The 17,722-nt window shown below is 65.4% G+C and carries 19 protein-coding genes; 7 read left to right on the top strand and 12 right to left on the bottom strand.

Features of this window, described 5'->3' with window-relative positions; genetic code table 11:
- Positions 1 to 29 precede the first annotated feature (29 nt).
- Positions 30 to 1,214 (bottom strand): DUF2125 domain-containing protein, encoded by a 1,185-nt coding sequence (locus ABIB66_RS23575; RefSeq protein ID WP_354207887.1) that lies wholly within the window; start codon positions 1,212 to 1,214, stop codon positions 30 to 32.
- Between the two features lie 110 nt (positions 1,215 to 1,324).
- Between ABIB66_RS23575 and ABIB66_RS23580 the strand changes: the two genes are divergently transcribed.
- Positions 1,325 to 1,936: a gamma-glutamylcyclotransferase gene (locus tag ABIB66_RS23580; RefSeq protein ID WP_354207885.1), complete on the top strand. Its 612-nt coding sequence runs from the start codon at positions 1,325 to 1,327 to the stop codon at positions 1,934 to 1,936.
- On the opposite strand, the gene ABIB66_RS23585 is transcribed toward ABIB66_RS23580, so the two are convergent.
- The 4 genes from ABIB66_RS23585 to ftsE form a co-directional block, all read right to left on the bottom strand.
- Positions 1,933 to 2,706: a lysophospholipid acyltransferase family protein gene (locus ABIB66_RS23585; RefSeq protein WP_275170939.1), complete on the bottom strand. Its 774-nt coding sequence runs from the start codon at positions 2,704 to 2,706 to the stop codon at positions 1,933 to 1,935. The genes ABIB66_RS23580 and ABIB66_RS23585 overlap by 4 nt on opposite strands.
- Positions 2,707 to 2,728: 22 nt before the next feature.
- The gene (locus tag ABIB66_RS23590; RefSeq protein WP_354255854.1) at positions 2,729 to 3,433 is read right to left on the bottom strand and encodes a YdcF family protein; all 705 of its coding nucleotides are present in this window, start codon (positions 3,431 to 3,433) and stop codon (positions 2,729 to 2,731) included.
- 73 nt (positions 3,434 to 3,506) lie between these two features.
- Entirely contained in the window at positions 3,507 to 4,475 is a 969-nt protein-coding gene (locus tag ABIB66_RS23595) for a cell division protein FtsX (RefSeq protein WP_275170937.1), read from the bottom strand.
- Complete coding sequence (gene ftsE, locus ABIB66_RS23600; protein WP_354061160.1) at positions 4,468 to 5,127, bottom strand: cell division ATP-binding protein FtsE; 660 nt, start codon at positions 5,125 to 5,127, stop codon at positions 4,468 to 4,470. Before ftsE ends, ABIB66_RS23595 begins: the two co-directional genes overlap by 8 nt.
- 191 nt (positions 5,128 to 5,318) lie before the next feature.
- Here ftsE and ABIB66_RS23605 point away from each other — a divergent pair, with 191 nt between their 5' ends.
- Positions 5,319 to 6,200: an MJ0042-type zinc finger domain-containing protein gene (locus ABIB66_RS23605; protein WP_354207881.1), complete on the top strand. Its 882-nt coding sequence runs from the start codon at positions 5,319 to 5,321 to the stop codon at positions 6,198 to 6,200.
- 59 nt (positions 6,201 to 6,259) lie between these two features.
- Complete coding sequence (locus tag ABIB66_RS23610) at positions 6,260 to 6,634, top strand: response regulator (RefSeq protein ID WP_275170935.1); 375 nt, start codon at positions 6,260 to 6,262, stop codon at positions 6,632 to 6,634.
- Between the two features lie 128 nt (positions 6,635 to 6,762).
- On the opposite strand, the gene ABIB66_RS23615 is transcribed toward ABIB66_RS23610, so the two are convergent.
- Together ABIB66_RS23615 and ABIB66_RS23620 are read right to left on the bottom strand one after the other, a co-directional pair.
- Positions 6,763 to 7,923, bottom strand: a complete 1,161-nt coding sequence (locus tag ABIB66_RS23615; RefSeq protein WP_354255857.1) for a DUF4175 family protein — start codon at positions 7,921 to 7,923, stop codon at positions 6,763 to 6,765.
- A complete protein-coding gene (locus tag ABIB66_RS23620) occupies positions 7,911 to 9,857 on the bottom strand; it encodes a TIGR02302 family protein (RefSeq protein ID WP_354207877.1) in 1,947 nt (648 codons plus the stop codon). Before ABIB66_RS23620 ends, ABIB66_RS23615 begins: the two co-directional genes overlap by 13 nt.
- A 177-nt stretch (positions 9,858 to 10,034) precedes the next feature.
- Here ABIB66_RS23620 and ABIB66_RS23625 point away from each other — a divergent pair, with 177 nt between their 5' ends.
- Complete coding sequence (locus ABIB66_RS23625; RefSeq protein WP_007597318.1) at positions 10,035 to 10,418, top strand: carboxymuconolactone decarboxylase family protein; 384 nt, start codon at positions 10,035 to 10,037, stop codon at positions 10,416 to 10,418.
- 218 nt (positions 10,419 to 10,636) lie between these two features.
- Positions 10,637 to 11,533: an NAD(P)-dependent oxidoreductase gene (locus tag ABIB66_RS23630; protein ID WP_275170932.1), complete on the top strand. Its 897-nt coding sequence runs from the start codon at positions 10,637 to 10,639 to the stop codon at positions 11,531 to 11,533.
- Between the two features lie 400 nt (positions 11,534 to 11,933).
- On the opposite strand, the gene ABIB66_RS23635 is transcribed toward ABIB66_RS23630, so the two are convergent.
- Both ABIB66_RS23635 and ABIB66_RS23640 read right to left on the bottom strand, forming a co-directional pair.
- Entirely contained in the window at positions 11,934 to 12,260 is a 327-nt protein-coding gene (locus ABIB66_RS23635; RefSeq protein ID WP_018453248.1) for a DUF1330 domain-containing protein, read from the bottom strand.
- 134 nt (positions 12,261 to 12,394) lie between these two features.
- Complete coding sequence (locus ABIB66_RS23640) at positions 12,395 to 13,093, bottom strand: winged helix-turn-helix transcriptional regulator (protein WP_354255861.1); 699 nt, start codon at positions 13,091 to 13,093, stop codon at positions 12,395 to 12,397.
- Between the two features lie 182 nt (positions 13,094 to 13,275).
- On the opposite strand from ABIB66_RS23640, the gene ABIB66_RS23645 reads away from it, so the two are divergent.
- Positions 13,276 to 13,794, top strand: coding sequence for an SRPBCC family protein (locus ABIB66_RS23645; protein WP_354255864.1), 519 nt, complete (start codon positions 13,276 to 13,278; stop codon positions 13,792 to 13,794).
- A gap of 57 nt (positions 13,795 to 13,851) precedes the next feature.
- Here ABIB66_RS23645 and lysA read toward each other — a convergent pair whose 3' ends face one another.
- From lysA to argH, 3 genes are all read right to left on the bottom strand, one after another.
- Positions 13,852 to 15,117 (bottom strand): diaminopimelate decarboxylase, encoded by a 1,266-nt coding sequence (gene lysA, locus ABIB66_RS23650; RefSeq protein ID WP_354207870.1) that lies wholly within the window; start codon positions 15,115 to 15,117, stop codon positions 13,852 to 13,854.
- Between the two features lie 23 nt (positions 15,118 to 15,140).
- On the bottom strand, positions 15,141 to 15,431 hold the full coding sequence (gene lptM / locus ABIB66_RS23655) for an LPS translocon maturation chaperone LptM (RefSeq protein ID WP_027514156.1): 291 nt from the start codon (positions 15,429 to 15,431) through the stop codon (positions 15,141 to 15,143).
- Positions 15,432 to 15,525: 94 nt separating this feature from the next.
- Positions 15,526 to 16,923 carry an argininosuccinate lyase gene (argH, locus tag ABIB66_RS23660; RefSeq protein ID WP_354207868.1) on the bottom strand — a complete coding sequence of 466 codons (1,398 nt, stop codon included), beginning with the start codon at positions 16,921 to 16,923 and terminating at the stop codon, positions 15,526 to 15,528.
- 106 nt (positions 16,924 to 17,029) lie between these two features.
- On the opposite strand from argH, the gene tlpA reads away from it, so the two are divergent.
- A complete protein-coding gene (gene tlpA, locus ABIB66_RS23665) occupies positions 17,030 to 17,719 on the top strand; it encodes a thiol:disulfide interchange protein TlpA (protein ID WP_354062001.1) in 690 nt (229 codons plus the stop codon).
- The last annotated feature ends 3 nt before the right edge of the window (positions 17,720 to 17,722 follow it).

Below are 17,722 nucleotides of genomic sequence, written 5' to 3' on the forward strand. Positions count from 1 at the left end.
GCTTCGCTTCGCTCGCAATGACGGAGCAATCAATACAGCGGCGGGATCTGGCCGACCTTGACCGGGCCGAGCAGCACATTGCCGTCGACGAACTTCAGCGGGAAGCTGCGGGCCTTCTTGCCTTCCAGCGTGCTCTCGGTTCCGATCGAATTGATGCCGGCGGCAACGCCGGCATTGGCGTTCTGCTTGATGACCTTGCTGAGGCCGGGAACGGCGCGGTCGAGCGCGCCGAACAGATTGTTGAGGTCCTGCGACTTCACGCCGGGCGCGACGCGATCGAGGGTTGCCTGCGGCACTCCCTCCTCCAGCATCTTCTCGATGCCGAGCGCGGGGATCACGCGCTCGAGCCCCGTCACCGTCATCTGCAACTCGCCGTCGAGACGGCCGTTAGCCGAGAGCCCGAGCGTGCCGGCCGCGACAGCAATCATCTCGCCCTGCTGGATGCGGGACTGCACGATCTCGATATGGCCGCCGGCGGCCTGGATCTCGCGGAAGCGCTGCGGCCACGGCTTTGGCGTGAGGTCGGACAGTCCGGTGATCTTCGCCCGCGTGTCGGCCTCGAACGGCTCGGCGAGCAGCGGATGTACGCCCTGGATGCTGCCCTGCGCGATCTGGAGCACGGTCTCGATCACGGGATGATCGGACGGCGATCCATCCGCAAGGCGTCCATGCAGCTCGACCTGTTTCGCGCGCGCGAGCGGCACCTGCACGCTGCCGTCAACACGATTGACGGTGGGCTCCTCGAACACGATGGAGGCGCGCTCCGGCACGGCGGGCAAGCCGACCACGCTGCTGCGACCCTTGCTCCAGTTCACGACGAAGGTGTTTTGCGTGACGCCGTCAGTGAGCGTCGCGGGTGCGGTGAATTCGGCGATGACGCGCTTGGGATCATAGACCTGGGCGAGGACCAGGATGTTGTCGAGCTTCGCCGTGAACGGCGTCTTGCTGGCGTTCTGCGACACCAGGGCGACGCTGGCGCCGGAACACTGGACCTCGAAGCGGAAGGGGAAGCCCGCGATTGAGCGCTTGGCGCAATCATAGATACGGCCGGATTTGGCCTCCTGCGCGCGCCAGGCATCGGCGGCGATTTCGGCCTGCGACGCCGCATAGAACCAGAAGCCGCTCCACGCCACCGCGAGGATCAGGAGGATGACAGGGGCGATGAAAAGGCCCCAACGGGAGCGCCGGCCTGCGGCAACGGTCATATCGGACATGCGGCGACCCTTTGACCCCTGATTTTGTCAAATGTAAGCGAGCTTGGCTTGCTCCGAAAGGCGGAGAATTCGCTTCGTTTGGGGGCGCGGTTCTGGTAGCCGTGCCCGAAATGTCGGAAATCACCCTCCCCTCCGTCACCACTGCCAAGGGCGACCTCTGGGTGTTCGGCTACGGCTCGCTGATGTGGCGGCCGGGCTTCGAATTCGAGGAGCGCGTCCCGGCGCGGCTGGTCGGCGAGCATCGCGCGCTCTGTGTCTATTCCTTCGTGCACCGTGGCACGCCGGAGAAGCCGGGTCTGGTGCTCGGCCTCGACCGCGGCGGCGCCTGCCGCGGCATCGCCTTCCGCGTCGCCGAAAAGAACCGCGCCGACGTCGTCGGCTATTTGCGCGCGCGCGAGCAGGTGACGTCGGTCTATCGCGAAGTCATGCGCTCGGTGTGGCTGGAGAACGACGCACGGCAGCGCGTCTCCGCGCTCGCCTATGTCGTCGACCGCGGCCATGTGCAATATGCGGGCCGGCTGTCGCTCGCCGACCAGCATCGCCACGTGCTCCAGGGCCACGGCCAGTCCGGCGCCAACCGCGACTACGTGACCGCGACGGTGAAGGCGATCGAGGCCGAAGGTTTTCGCGACGCGCCGCTGCATCAGCTCGCCACGATGCTGCATGGTGATGCGCATTCTCAGCACGCGCCGGCTCCAGTGGACGATCGGGAAAACCGCTAGCTCTCGGACGGCGCATAGCTCGGCGCCGAGCCGATCAGCTGCTCCTGCTCCCTGCGGCCCGCTTCGACGAGGCGGCCGGTCGCGTCTTCGATCGCCGTTTGCACACGGGAGAGAAACTCGTCCTTGGGCAAGCCTGGCGGCAGCGGATCGAGGAATTCCACCACCAGCGTGCCGGGATAGCGCATGAAGGTGCGGCGCGGCCAGAACAGGCCGGAATTGAGCGCGATCGGCAGGCACTGCGCACCGCAGGACGAATAGATCTGCGCGAAGCCGCTCTTGTAGTCCGGTGGCGCGCCCGGGGCACGGCGCGTGCCTTCGGGAAAGATCACGAGCTGCCCGCCGCTGCGCACCGCCTCACGGGCCCGCCGCGTCATGTCCAGCAGCGCCTTGACGCCGGCGTTGCGGTCGATCGCGATCATCCCGGTCTTGACCAGGAACTGACCGAACACCGGGATCTGCATGAGCTGACGCTTGAGGATGAAAATCGGACGGTCGAAAAAACCCGGCAGGACGAACGTCTCCCAGAACGACTGGTGCTTCGCCACGACGACCAATGGCCCCGTCGGAATCTTTTCGAGGCCGCGGAATTCCACCTTGATGTTGCAGACCGCCCGCATCAGAAACAGCGTCGCCTTTGCCCACCATTGCGCGACCGTGAGCATGGCGCGCGGCGGCAATGCGAAGGTCGGCAGCGCCACGATCGCGAGGCACACCAGCACGGTGTAGAACAGCACGTTGAACACGAGCGATCGCAGGAAAATCAAGAACATCGATGATCCGATCAATTGCCGATCAGTTGGCCTGTGCGGTGGCGGGCCGCTTCGGTTGAAGCCCGGGAGGCTGCTCCGACATCTCGGGCGAAAGGTCAATCCTGAAATCCTCCAGCCGCACCCTGAGCTCGGCCGCGATGTACTTGACATATTCCGACAGCAGCAGCCGCAAGGTGGACGCCGAGGTCCACCACGGCTCCTCGCGCCATTTGTCGCCGACCACCACGAATGGGATCAGTGTCGTCTCCGGCATCGCATGCGAGAATTCCACCAGCGCGCGCGGCATGTGATAGTTCGAGGTGACGACGATCAGCGATTTGAAGCCGCGCCCCGCGGCCCAGCGCCGCGCTTCCGCGGCATTGCCGCGGGTCGAGACCGCGGTGCGGTCGAGATCGACGCAGCAACGCATGAAGGACTGGTTCTCCGGCAACGTCCGGGAGATGTCGCTCGCCGTCGAGGTCGGGTGCACGCCGGAGATCAGGAGCCTCCTGCCGTAGCCGGCAGCGAGCAGCTCCATCGCATCCGACACCCGCGATGAGCCGCCGGTCAGCACCACGATGCCGTCCGCCCTGCGGTCCGGCGCGATCTCGGCGCCGCGCAATTGCGACAGAAACGCAATGAAGCCCGCCGCGGCGCCGACGAAAGCGAGCGCAATCGTCGAGATCACGGCCGCGCGCAGCCAGCCGCGCGGCAGTTTCGGCGATCGATCGTCGGTCGGCGCGGTCATGCGATGTCGGTGATCCCTTCCCAGAGGCGATTTTAGGACGTTTTGAGGCGAAGTGGAGTCCGGTCTGTCGGCCTCAATCGACATCATTCAGCGTCGCGAACAGCGTCTGGCGCGAGGCGACTGCGGTGATGGCGCCGATCAGCACGGCCTGCACCGCAAGCACGATGTAGCCGGACGGCCGCAGCGAGAAGGTGCCGAGCAGCGCGGCGAACTGGTCGCCGACGGGGGTGCCGGAAAACCAGCCTGCAATCGACTCGGAGAAGCCGAACACCAGCATGGCGGCGCCGCCGCCGATCACGCCGCCCTCCAGCCCCAGCCTGAGGAAATGACGCAGGAAGCGGTTGGCAATGTAGCGGTCGCCGGCGCCGACGAAATGCAGCACCTCGACGATCGGACGGTTCGCCGCCATGGCACCCCGGGTCGCGAACGACACCGAGATGATGGTGGCGACGATGACGAGCGCGAGGATGCCGAGGCCGGCGAGCACGGTGGCGTTGGTCATCGAGCGCATGCGCTCGATCCATGCGCGGTGATCGTCGACGCTGGCGCTTGGCGCCACCTGGGTCACGCGGGCGCGCAAGGCGACGAGATCGAGCGCCGTGCCGGGCTGCACGCGCGCGATGATCATGCGCGGCACCGGCAGATCGTCCATCGACAGGCCGGTGCCGAGCCAGGGCTCGAGCAGCTTGCCGCTCTCGTCCTTGGTGAACGGCTTGACCTCGACGATGCCGGCTTGCGCGCGCATGGCCTCGGTTACCGCCGCGGTGTCGCGTTCGAGATCGCGGCCCGCCTGCGGGCGGACCTGGATGGTGATCTCGCTCGCGACGTCCGACTGCCATTCGGCGGCGGAGGCGCTGACCAGCAGCACCGTGCCGGTCGTCATCGAAGCCAGGAAGGTCATGATGGCAACGACGGCGACCAGCGCGCGGCCATGGATCGAGGCGCGCGGCACGATCGGCGACATGTTGCGCGCCCGGGCCGGAAGCGGCGGCCCCTCCTGTCCGAGATCGACCAGCACGCCGCGTTCGTCGGGCCTACTCATAGACGTGCAGCCGTCCCTGGTGCAGCACGAAGCGTCGCGCCTCGTACTGGTCCATCAGGGCGATATCGTGGGTGGCGATGATGACGGCCGTGCCTGACTTGTTGAGCTCGATGAACAGCCGCAGCAGGCGGCGACCGAGCGTCGGATCGACGCTGCCGGTCGGCTCGTCGGCCAGCAGCAGCTGCGGCCGCGAGATCACGGCGCGGGCGATCGCCGCGCGCTGCTTTTCGCCGCCGGACAGGATCGGCGGCAGCGCGTCCATGCGCTCGCCGAGCCCGACCCATTTCAGGAGGTCGATGACCTCCTTGCGGTAGCTCGATTCGCTGCGGCCCATGACGCGGAACGGCAGCGCGACGTTCTCATAGGTGGTCATGTGGTCGAGCAGACGGAAATCCTGGAGCACGATGCCGATGCGCTTGCGCAAGTTTGCGATCTCGTCCTTGCCGAGCTGCGAGATGTCGTGACCGAACAAATTGACGAGGCCCCGCGTCGGGCGATGCGACAGGAACAACAGGCGCAGCAACGAGGTCTTGCCGGCGCCGGACGGGCCGGTGAGAAACTGGAAGGAATGCGCCGGGATCTGGAAGTTGAGGTCGCGCAAGACCTCGGGCCCCAGGCCGTAACGCAATCCGACATTTTCGAACCGAACCAAGCTCAGCTCCGTTCGAGAGAGGCCGCGGGCCGCACGGCTGTGCTCCGCCACACGCGATCAGCGGGTTTTGCGGCCGTTATGGTTTCCGGTTCGTTAACGGTCGTCCTGTAGCATAATTGGTAGCATCTTTCCCCCTCGGTTCTCCGCGACCGTGTCACCGTCAAGACTTGTCCATGCATCAAGGCTCGCCCATGCATATCGTCTGCCCTCATTGTACGACATCCTATGCCATCAAGCCCGCGAGCCTTGGGGCGAACGGCCGGACCGTGCGCTGTTCCCGCTGCAAGGAAACCTGGGTCGCCCATGCCGAGGATGCCATCGAGGAGGCATCTGTCCCGGCTATGGCTGCGGCCAGCCGGGCCGACGACCAGTCCGATCTCGCCGAGCAGTGGAACTCATATGCCCAAGGCGACGGCGCCACTGAGGCGCCTGTCGTTGACAGCCCCTCGATCGCCAGCGACTGGCCGGACCAGGAAGCCGGGGACACCGAGGACGAATGGTCCGCGGCCGCCCGGTCCGCCGAGGAGGAAGTCGTCGGCGAACAGCACCAGTCCTGGTTCCGCGGCCTGTTCGGCCGCCGCCGCGGCGCGCGGGTGCGCCGTCCGGTCGCCACGGCTGCCCCGCGAAAATCCCATTTTGGCCTGCCAACCGCCTGCGCCGCCATGGGCGCGCTGGTGCTGGCGCTGGTGATCTGGCGCGGCGACATGGTGCGGCTGCTGCCGCAGACGGCCGCCTTCTACAGGATGGTCGGCCTCGAAGTTAACCTGCGCGCACTGGCCTTCAAGGACGTCAAGCTCTCCAGCGAGACCGTGGACGGTAAGCAGGTGCTGGTGATCGAAGGCGTGATCGTGGGCCAGGGCAAGAAGCCGCTCGACATTCCCCGGTTGCGCTTCGCGGTGCGCGACGCGCAGGGCGCGGAAATCTACGCCTGGAACGCCGTTCTGGAACAGACCGTGCTACAGCCCGGCGAGCGCGCCTTCTTCCGCTCGCGCCTGGCCTCGCCGCCGCCGGAAGGCCGCAATATCGACGTTCGCTTCTTCAACCGGCGCGACATCGCCGGCGGCAGCGTATAGTCGATCTCGCAGGTCTCGCAGGCAAAGCTGGTGGCGAGATTGATCCCAAGGTTGGTCTCATGTCCAAAATCCTGATCGCCGACGACGAGGATTCGATGCGCCAGCTGGTGGCGCGGGCCATCGCCATGGACGGCCACGAGATCGTCACCGCGCAAGACGGCGCCGAGGCGCTGGAGATCCTCACTCGCGCGGACGGCGCATTCGACCTGCTGCTCACCGACATCCAGATGCCGGTGATGGATGGCATCGCGCTGGCGCTTTCCGTCGCACGCGATTTCCCCGATTTGACCATTCTGCTGATGACCGGCTTTGCCGACCAGCGCGAGCGCGCCTCGAACCTCAATGCACTGGTGCATGACGTCGTGACCAAGCCGTTTTCGGTCGCCGACATCCGCACGGCGGTGGCAGATGCGCTGGCGGCGAAGAAGGGGTAGCGGGCGGGGCGGCCACGTGTTCCACTGTCATGCCCCGGCTTGCATCCAGTACGCCGCGGCCTCTCGATTGAATCACAACCGTCTCGGAGTACTGGATCGCCCGGTCAAGCCGGGCGATGACAGAGAACTCAAAAATCCTTCAGCAGCCGCTCGATGTAGTCGAGTTCGATCTGCGGGCGCGAGCTATCACCCAAGCGGCGCCGGAGCTCCTCGAGGATGCGGCGGACGCGCTGGGCGTCGATCTCGCCGGGGATCTTGACCGTGTAGTCGTCGCTCAGATCGCGGCCGTGAAGGGGGCGGCCGAGCGGATCGGTCTGATTGCCGCCGCTCTGCTGGCGGCCCGCACGGGTGCCGGGACCATCGCCCTGCCCGTCGCCATCGCCCTGCTGCATCGCCTCGGCCATCTTCTGCGCGCCCTTGCGCAAGGCCTCGAGAGCTTTCCCTTGCGAGTCCACGGCACCCTCCGAATTACCCTCGCCGAGCTGCGAGCCGGCATCGCCCATGGCCCCGTCGGCGGCGTCCAGACTGCCGTCGTCATCGCCCTGGTCGCCGTCCTGATCGCCATCCTGGCCCGGCTGTCCCTGCTCGCCCTGCTGACCCTTTTGCCCCTTCTGGCCCTGGCTCTTCTGGCCCTTTTGCCCCTTCTGCGCGAGGCCGCGCTTGGCGAGCTCGTCCTGCAGCTTCTTCAGGCGATCCCGTAGCGACTGCTGATCCTGCTGCAGGTCCGACATCGACTGGTCGCCCTGCTGCTTGCCGCGCGAGCGCTCACGCCGGGAATCCTGCCCCTGCTTGAAAGTCTTGTCGCGCAATTGCTGCTGCTTGCGGATCATGTCACTGAGCTCGTTGAGCGCCTGCTCCATGTCGCTGTCGCCGGATTGCCCGGGCTGCGCCATCTGGAGATTTTCCATGATCTGCGCGAGCTGCTCGAGCATGCGCTGGGCCGCTTCTTTATTGCCTTCGCGCGCCGCCTTCTCGATTTGCTTCAGCAATTCGTCCAGGTCGCGCTGCGTGATGACGGAACGATCGCGATTGGAGGATTGGCTCTTTTCCGTCGCACGCTTGTAGTCCTCGAGCTTCTGAATCGCATCGGTTTGATTGTTCAGGCTCTTGCCGGATTCCTTCTGCCTGAGGCTGTCGCCGGAATCCTGCATCGCCTTTTCAGCGCCATCGAGCAGGGCATCGACATCCTGATCCTGCTGGGCAGCCACGGGCGAGACGCCTCCCAACAGGAAGGCGAGGCAGGCGATCGAGATCGCCTTCAAGAGTGGCACGCGTGCTAGCTTCCGCATTTACGGTCTCGCGTCGACTGGTTGGCCCCGTCGTTGCCCGCCTTCGCCCGGTTGTTCGCCGACTTGCGATAGGCCTGAAGCTGCTCGCGCAATGCGTCCTGCTGCTTAGCCAGCTCTTCGAGCTGCTCGGGCGTGGCGTTCTGGGTCTTTTGTTTCAGCTCGACGGACTTGTCGAGGATGAGCTGAACCTCTGCCGGGAATGGCTGCCGCGGTCCAAGCGGATTTTGCTCGGCGCGCCGGGCGAGATCGCGCACCTTGCCGGCCATCGCCTCGCGAAGCTTTTGCGTCAGCGCCTTGATCTCGTCCTCGCTGGCACCGCGTTCCAGCGCCCGCTTGAGCGCGTCCTGGGCCGAGCGCAGCGCGGCGTTGACGCTGCCGGCGACACCGTCGTCCTCGATGGTGACCGCGAACGCCCACATGCTTCCCACCACCTCGCGCAGAGCGTCGTCGGTGCGGGCGGCTTCCAGCTGCTGCGCCAGGCTGCGCAGGCCGAGATAGCAGCCCGCATCCGGAGTGAACAATTCGGGCGCGATCATCAGCGCGTCGAGCGCGGCATAGACATCCGAATTCTTGTTGGCGTCGAGTGCGAGGATGCGGCGCTGCTCGACCAGCGCGCGAGAGAGCGAGTTGGTAAACAGCCGCTCGGGCAGGCGCATGTTGAAGGGCTCGCTCCTGGCCTCGTTGCCGGCCTCGTCCTTGGCGGTCAGGGTCAGCGTGACGTCGGCGCCGGCATAGGGATCCTCGCTGAGGTCCTTCACCGTCTGGCCGACGCCGTTGCGGGTGCGCGCATTCGGCAGCACGAGCGGGAATTGCGGAGGTTGGAATAGCGGCCGCGCGGCGGCCTTGGTGTCGGCCTCCTTGCTGCCATCCTTGACACCATCTTTGGCGTCGGCGGGACGCAGGCCGATTTGCGCGTCGGCGCCGGTGACGCCGTAATCGTCCTCGATCTTGTAAGTGAGCTGGAGTCCGCCACGGGCCTGCCGCTCGGGATCCTTAGCCAGCGCGATCGTCGGCGCACGGTCCGCCGTTGCCGCAAACGCCCATTGCGGCTGGCCGGAGGGCGCGCGGACATGCGCGGTGCCGTCGCCACTGATGGCAAAATGCTTCTCGTTGGTGCCCTTGGGCGCGGCTTCGGTAGGCGCGACTTCCTTGAGACCCCCGGAGACGACAACATCAAGGCTGCCGCCGGAGGAGCGAACGATCAGGGTCGAGCCTGCGGGAACGGCAAGCGGGCCGCTGGCCGGCAGCGCCGCTGCCTCCTTGTTCGCGGCCGACAGGATGACCGGCGGCTTGCCGGTGTAGAGCGGCGGCGTAACCCAGGCATCGACGCGAACATTGGTCGGCGCCAGCATGCCGTTCCAGTGGAAGGCGGCCCCGAGCCGCATCGCACGCTCGTCGCCGGCGGCGAAGAAGGTCGCAACCAGCATCACCATGACCAGCGCGCGCAGCGCCCAGGGATCATGCAGAGCGAGCCGGGGCTTCGGCAGACCGGCGCGAATGCGCTTGATCGAAGCCAGCGTGCGCTCGCGCTGCGCCCGCCACAAGGCCTGCGCAACCGGGTCCTGCGAGCTCAGCGTGTCCGTCAGCGTGGTGGCCGGCCGATGACGGATGCCGGAGCCGCGGTCGAGCCGGGCCAGCGCCTCCTCGCGGCTCGGCCAGCGAAAGCGAGTCAACGGGAACAGGACGACAATCGCGATGCCGGCGAAAACGACGAGCCCGACGGCGCGGGCAATGAACGGCAGCGCCAGCCAGAGGCCGGCCCAGGACACCGCCAGGAACAGGCCGACGACAGTGAGAAACCGCGCCAAATTCGGCCAGGCACGCTCCCACGCGATGGCATAAGTGGCCCGCTGCAGGGCTTGCGCCAGCTTCAGCCGCGACAGAGCGTCGCCATCGCGGATCGGGTCTGACGGGTCGGGGGTGACGCCGTTCAATCAACTCTCCAGGTTGCCCGGTAGAGAAGCCTACCACAACGGCAGCACTGAGGCATCCGTTCCTGTACGGGAGACACCCCTTTTCCCGCATAACACGAGGACGTGACTGGCACGCCGCAACCCCGTAATTTCCGCGCCGCCAGCCAAGGAAAACGCAAGAGAAGGAATGGAAACGCCATGGACAAGAAGATGCACGACAAGGGCCTGGAAGTCCGCAAAGCGGTGCTGGGCGAGGCCTATGTCAACAATGCCCTGAAGACCGTCGACGACTTCAACCGTCCGTTCCAGGAGATGCTCAACGAATATTGCTGGGGCACGGTGTGGGGCCGCGAGGAGCTGCCGCGCAAAACCCGCAGCATGCTCAACATCGCGATGATCGCGATCCTCAATCGTCAGCACGAATTCCGCGCGCATCTGAAGGGCGCACTCACCAACGGCGTCAGCCGCGACGAGATCCGTGAGATCCTGATGCAGGTCGCAATCTATGGCGGCATGCCGGCTGCGGTCGACAGCTTTCGGATCGCGCGCGAGGTGTTCGCGGAGATCGACGGCAAGGCGTGAGGGGGGCCGGTGTGAGGGACGGGGCCGCGACGTCCCCATGTCGTCCTGGCGAAAGCCAGGACCCATAGCCACCGGCAGGTGTGGTTACGGGCACTCGGAGTTGCCACTTCGCGCCACAACCTCTCCCTGGGGTAGTGGGTCCCGGCTTTCGCCAGGACGACACCGAGGATGGAAGCGCGCCGATCAACAACAACGAATATTCAACACAAGGAAGCACCATGGACATCGGATTCATCGGCCTCGGAAACATGGGTTTCCCGATGGCGCGGCGGCTGATCGAGGCCGGCAACCGGCTCGTCGTGTTCGACACGCGCCAGGAGGTCGTCGACAAGCTGGTGGCGCGCGGCGCCAGTGCGGCGACTTCGCCGAAGGACGTCGCCGACCAGGTCGAGACGGTCATGGCGAGCCTGCCCTCGCTGCAGGCTTCGCTCGCGGTTGCGACGGGGCCGAACGGTGTGATCGAGGGGAGCCGCGTAAAACGCTTCATCGATCTCTCCACCGTCGGTTCGGCGATGGCGGTGAAGATTCACGGCCTGCTCGCCAAGCATGACATCGTGCAGGTCGACTGCCCAGTCTCCGGCGGCGTCGGCGGCGCGGAGAAGGGCACGCTGGCGGTGATGGTCTCGGGGCCGAAGACCGAGTTCGAGCTGCTCAAGCCCGCGCTCGACATCATCGGAAAAGTGTTCTTCATCGGCGAGAAGCCCGGCGCGGCGCAGACTATGAAGCTCGCCAACAATTTCTTGTCGGCCACGGCCATCGTTGCGACCTCGGAAGCGGTGGTGATGGGCGTCAAGGCGGGGCTCGATCCCGTCGTGATGATCGACGTCATCAATGCCGGCTCCGGCATGAACACCGCGAGCCGCGACAAGTTTCCGCGCTCGGTGCTGCCGCGCAGCTTCGACTTCGGCTTCGCCACGGGACTGATGGTGAAGGACGTGCGGCTGGCGCTGGAGGAGATGAAGCAGCTCGGCCTGTCGATGGAGGTCGCGGATGCGGTCGGCCGGTTGTGGGAGACGGTCATCAGCGCGGAAGGCGCCGAATCCGATTTCACCGCGGCGATCAAGCCGATCGAGAAGAAGGCGGGTGTTGTGGTTGGCGGCAGGCCGCCCAGCTAGCACCAACACGAGAACGCAGCGCCGACGACGGGCGCTGCGCTGTCCTCCTTGGATCGATCTGTTACGAGCGGCGTCTGCCAAATTCCAGAAGGTCGATCGGCTGCTCGAGTTGCAGGGAGGCCGAGCCCCCACTGCATTTGATATATTTCTCGTCGCACCTGCGCATGCACCGTCTCTCGCTCGAGCATTTCGCAGAGGTGTTGTTGCAGCTGACCCACGTAATGTCGCACCGCGTGACCCGGGCCGACGCGGCGCCGGACAATCCGATCAGGAAGGCCACGCTGCAAGCTGCGAAAAACATACGAGGCAGGCCGGCGCCGGCGAGTGAATCATTCATTCCAATCTCCTGTGTTGGCCGGGCACGACTGCGCCTGCGGCCGAGTTTTGACGAAGACGCAGTTCAAGCCTTGGCGAGATAGGGGATCGTGCCGGCCAAGTCCGTATCGTCGATCAACTGGAAGCGGCTTTCGCTGCCGCCCCTGCGCGCTGCCGCGAAGCGGCCGTAGGCGGGATCAGTGACGAAGGACTCCGCCGCTTTCGCCGTGGGAAACGACATGATCGCGATCAGCGACGTGTCGAGAGGGGCACCTTCCAGCGTCTTCACATTGCCGCTGCGCGAGAGGTACTTGCCGCCGTGCTTGTGCACCAGCTCGTGGACGGACGCCGCGTAGTCCGGCACCCACTTTCCGTCAGTCACTTTGATGTCCGCGATCAGATACGCTGTCATGTCGTGTCTCCTGGCTCGAGTTCAGCTCCGCGTTGATACAAGGCGGGCATCACTTGGGTGCCAGAACACGGCGCGGGCTCGCCAGTACGGGAACTGTAGCGGGCGATACAAATACTGAATTGCGCCGCCCTGGATCAGCTCGCCAGCTTGCGTTCCTTGGCGAACGGGCTGAGGCCCAGCCAGCTTTGCATGGCCGCGGCAAGCTGCCGGTCGCCGGTGAGCAGCATCCGCCCGCTTGCGACGGCCGCGCGCACGGTATCGAGCCCCATCCAGATCGCCGTCATGGTGCGCAGATCAACCGACACGTAAAGGTCAACGTCGAAACCGGGATCAATCGAGCAGAGGTCGACACAGTCGTCAGGATCGACGATCAGCCACCACAATCGCTGCGTCGAAGGTAATTCCGGATACGCGAACTGCAGCACGCTGCGGCGGGTCGGCATCGGCGTCGTGTTCAAATTCCGCCGCATGTCCCACATCAACAGCTGGACATCGAGATGCTGAAGCGACAGATCCGACTGGATGCGGCGCTGGCCCCAGATGCCAAACGCCTCCACGATGGGGCCGAGTTCGCGTCCGGCTGTGGTCAGCAGATATTCTGTGATACCACGCTCGGAAGCCGAGGCCCGGCGCGTAACGATGCCGGCGGCTTCGAGCTCCTTGAGACGTTGCGAGAGCAAGGCAGGCGACATCCGCGGAACGCCACGGCGCAACTCGTTGAAGCGCGTCGAGCCGGCAATGAGTTCACGTAGCAGCACGACGGTCCAGCGCGTGCATAATATCTCGGCCGCCATCGCGACCGGACAGAACTGCCTGTAGCTGCCGATGGTCATGCGGGCCTCCGTGACAAGCGAAGGCGGAACCTTAGGGCCGATGCGCGCGGCTTCCTAGTTCAGTTTCTGTATCAGCAGCGATTCATTCTCTGAACTGGCCGCGGACCGAGGTGAGCGTCTATTCGACCGGCATTGGCAAGCCGGCCGCCGCAATCGCGGCCCGCCGGACACAGGAGATTACCATGAAGAAATACGATTCAGCGGCTTCCAGATTGCTCGTTTCGGTTCGCAGCGCCGCGATTTGCACCCTCGGCCTGGGCGTCGGCGTCATGCCGGCGTCCGCAGCCAATCTGACAAGGAGCATCGAGGTCAGCAGTGCCGCGGCCGAGGTGTGGTCCGTCATCGGGCCGTTCTGCGCGATCAAGGATTGGCTGCCGCCGGTGGGGCAGTGCATTACGGACGGCAAGTCGCCGCCAACCCGGACGCTCGTCACCAGGGACGGCAAGGCCTCGTTCGTGGAGACGCAGACTGCACGGAGCGACAAAGACTACAGCTATTCCTACGCGTTCCTGTCGAGCCCACTGCCGGTGAGCCAGTACAAGTCGACCATCAAGGTCACGGCAAAGGGTGAAGGCGCGTCGGTGGTGACATGGACCGGCATCTACACGCCCGACCCGGGGCGGGAGAAGGACGCGATCGATGCCCTCGGCGGCGTCTATGATTCCGGCCTCGCCGCGATCAGGGACCGGTTCAAGAAATAGGAATCAATGCAGCGATGGGCGCAGCGGTAGCTGCGCTCATCGTGGACGATCACACAATTACAACCAGGGCGCCGGCGTATCCATCGCGATCAGTTGCTCGACCTCGATGCGCGGACGCACGACCGCGTACTGGTCGCCCTTCACCAGCACCTCGGGCACCAGAGGTCTCGTATTGTAGGTGCCGGCCTGCACTGCGCCGTAGGCGCCGGCGGTCATGACAGCGATGAGGTCGCCGGGCTTTGGCGTCGGCAGCGTGCGATCGAGTGCGAGGTAATCGCCGGTCTCGCAGACCGGGCCGACGACGTCGGCCATGATTGTGGCCGCCCCTTTCGCGGGCTGCGTCACCGGCAGAATGTCGTGATGGGCTTCGTACAGCGTCGGACGGATCAGATCGTTCATGGCGGCGTCGATGATGACGAAATTCTTGCCGTCGCCGTGCTTCACGTAAATCACCTTGGCGACCAGGATGCCGGCATTGCCGACGATCATGCGGCCCGGCTCGAACATCAGCGTGCAGCCGAGATTGTGGCTGACGCGCTTGACCATGGCGGCATAGGCGTCGGGCGCCGGCGGCGCCTCGCGGTCCATGTAATAGGGGATGCCGAGGCCGCCACCGAAATCGACATGCGAGATGTTGTGGCCGTCGGCGCGCAGCGTCTGCACGAATTCGGAGAGGATGCGGAACGCGATCTCCATCTTGGAGAGGTCGGTGATCTGGCTGCCGATATGTACGTCGGTACCTGTGACCTCGATGCCCGGCAGCTTTGCGGCGCGGGCATAGACCTCACGGGCATGCGCGATGGGGATGCCGAACTTGTTCTCGGATTTGCCAGTCGAGATCTTTGCGTGCGTGCCGGCATCGACGTCTGGATTGACACGGATCGAGATCCGCGCGGTCTTGCCCGTCTCTGTCGCAAGGCGCGACAGCAGCTCGAGCTCGGGCTCGGATTCGACGTTGAGGCAGAGGATGTCGGCGGCCAGCGCGGCGCGCAGCTCGGCTTCCGTCTTGCCGACGCCGGAGAACAGGATCTTGCTTGCCGGGATGCCGGCGGCCAGCGCGCGCTTCAGTTCGCCGCCGGAGACCACGTCCGCGCCGGCCCCAAGCTTGGCCAGCGTGCGCAGTACCGACTGATTGGAGTTCGCCTTCATGGCGTAGCAGACCAGCACCTTCTCGCCGGCGAAAGCGTCGGTGAAAACGCGATAGTGCCGCTCGAGCGTTGCGGTCGAATAGCAATAGAACGGCGTGCCGACGGCTGCGGCCAGCTCGGACAGGTTCACCGCCTCGGCGTGCAGCACGCCGTTGCGATAGTCAAAATGGTTCATGGCGTTGGCTCAGTTGCCCCAGCCTATCGGCTGGGTCTTTCGTCCAGGAGCGGGTCGAGGATAAACGGTTTCTTCCTGCCCTTGGTCGCCGCCGGTGCGGCGTCCGCGCCATAGGTGGGATTGAACACGCTCGGCGTCCTCTGGGCTTCGGTCTCGGTGTCGGTCGGCGGCGCGACATTGGCCGTGGACGCGCTGGAGGCGGTCGGCGGCAGATCCAGCGGGCCTTTGCGGCCACAGCCGGCAAGCGCGAGCGCCGTCAGGCTCAAGACAATGATGGCCCACCCCGAGCCGGCCGGGCGAAACTTTGACGTCACGACGAAATCCCCACTACGCGCGGCGCACCATACAGAGATTGGCGCGCTCTGGCGAGACCCGGATGATCATGAAACATAAGCGAAATTTTGCCCCTCAGCCCAATTTTCGCTCTTTTTCCAGCCGCTTCAACCAGGCCTTGGCCTGCGACGCCACGTTCTTCGGCGCGGTGCCGCCGAAGCTGGTCCGGCTCTTCACCGACGATTCGACCGAGAGCACGCCGAACACGTCTTTCGTGACCTTCGGCTCGATCGCCTGCATCTCCTTGAGCGGGAGGTCGTGCAGCGCCACGCCGCCCTCGGCGGCTTTCGCGACGATGCGGCCGGTGACGTGATGGGCGTCGCGGAAGGGCATCTTTAGCGTCCGCACCAGCCAGTCGGCAAGATCGGTCGCGGTGGCGTAGCCCTCGCCTGCGGCCGTCTTCATCTTCGCTTCATCAGGCACGAGATCCCGGACCATGCCGGTCATGGCGCGGATCGCGAGCGACAGCGCGGCGAAGCCTTCCATGGCGCCCTGCTTGTCCTCCTGCATGTCCTTTTGATAGGCGAGCGGCAGGCCCTTCATCACGATCAGCAGCCCGTTGAGCGCGCCGATCACGCGGCCGGTCTTGGCGCGCACCAGCTCGGCGGCGTCAGGATTCCGCTTCTGCGGCATGATCGAGGATCCCGTGGTGAACTTGTCGCTGAGGCGGATCATGCCGACCAGCGGCGAGGTCCAGATCACGATCTCCTCGGCAAAGCGCGACATGTGCACGGCGCAGATCGAGGCCGCCGACAGCGTCTCCAGCACGAAGTCGCGATCGGAGACCGCATCGAGCGAGTTGGCCATCGGACGATCAAAACCGAGCGCCTTCGCCGTGGCGTGACGGTCGATCGGGAACGAGGTACCGGCGAGCGCGGCAGCTCCGAGCGGGGATTCGTTCAGCCGCTTGCGCGCGTCCTGGAAACGGCCGCGATCGCGCGCGGCCATCTCGACATAGGCGAGCAGATGGTGGCCGAAGGTCACCGGCTGCGCGGTCTGCAGGTGCGTGAAGCCGGGCATGACCGTTCCGGCATGCTCCAGCGCGCGCTCCACCAGCGCCTGCTGGAACGCGGCGAGCGCGGCGTCGGTCTCATCGAGGACATCGCGGACATACAGACGGAAATCGGTCGCGACCTGGTCGTTGCGCGAGCGCGCGGTGTGCAGGCGGCCGGCGGCGGGGCCGATCAGTTCGGACAGCCGGCTCTCCACATTCATGTGAATGTCCTCGAGCGCGCGCTTGAATTCGAAGCCGCCCTTGCCGATTTCTGACAAAATCGTGTCTAGACCCTTGCCGATATTTTTCGCATCAGAGGCCGTGATGATGCCCTGCGTGGCCAGCATCGCGGCGTGGGCCTTGGACGCGGCAATGTCCTGGGCAAAGAGGTGACGATCGACGTCGATGGAGACGTTGATCTCTTCCATGATCTCGTCGGGACGTTCCGAGAACCGGCCGCCCCACATCTTGTTGCTCATGATCCCCTGCTCACGCCCTGCTTGTCGCCGCCGCACGTTTGCTGACGGCTGCCAGCCGTATTAAGAGGCCTCTGATAGCCATATCTGCGACCGGATGACAAACGATATGCTCGACCCCAACGATAGGCTCGACCAACGGACAGCACGGTCGGCCACGCGCCGTATCCCCGTCGTCATCCTCACCGTGGTGGTCGGGGGCCTGGCCGGCTTTGCCGCGCTGTACGGGCTGGGCCTGGGCCGGGCCCCATCCGGCGATCCCGCCTGCCGGGCGGCGGTGAACACCGCACGGAAGATCGCCCCGCTCGCCCATGGCGAGGTGGCGGCGCTGACCATGGCGAGCGCACCGCTAAAGCTGCCGGACCTGGCCTTCGAGGACGCCGACGGCAAGCCGAAGAAGCTGTCGGATTTCCGCGGCAAGACGCTGCTGGTGAACCTCTGGGCCACCTGGTGCGTGCCGTGCCGGAAGGAAATGCCGGCGCTGGACGAGCTCCAGGGGAAGCTTTCGGGCCCGAATTTCGAGGTGGTGGCGATCAATATCGACACCCGCGACCCCGAAAAGCCCAAGACGTTTCTGAAAGAGGCCAATCTTATCAGGCTCGGCTACTTCAATGATCAGAAAGCCAAGGTTTTTCAGGATCTTAAGGCGATAGGCCGGGCTTTGGGCATGCCCACCTCGGTGCTGGTCGATCCCCAAGGCTGCGAGATCGCAACGATCGCGGGGCCGGCGGAATGGGCGAGCGAGGATGCGCTCAAGCTGATCCGGGCTGCGACGGGCAAAGCCGCCGCGTCATTCTAAGCG

Source organism: Bradyrhizobium sp. F1.13.3 (assembly GCF_040548265.1).
Lineage (GTDB): Bacteria > Pseudomonadota > Alphaproteobacteria > Rhizobiales > Xanthobacteraceae > Bradyrhizobium.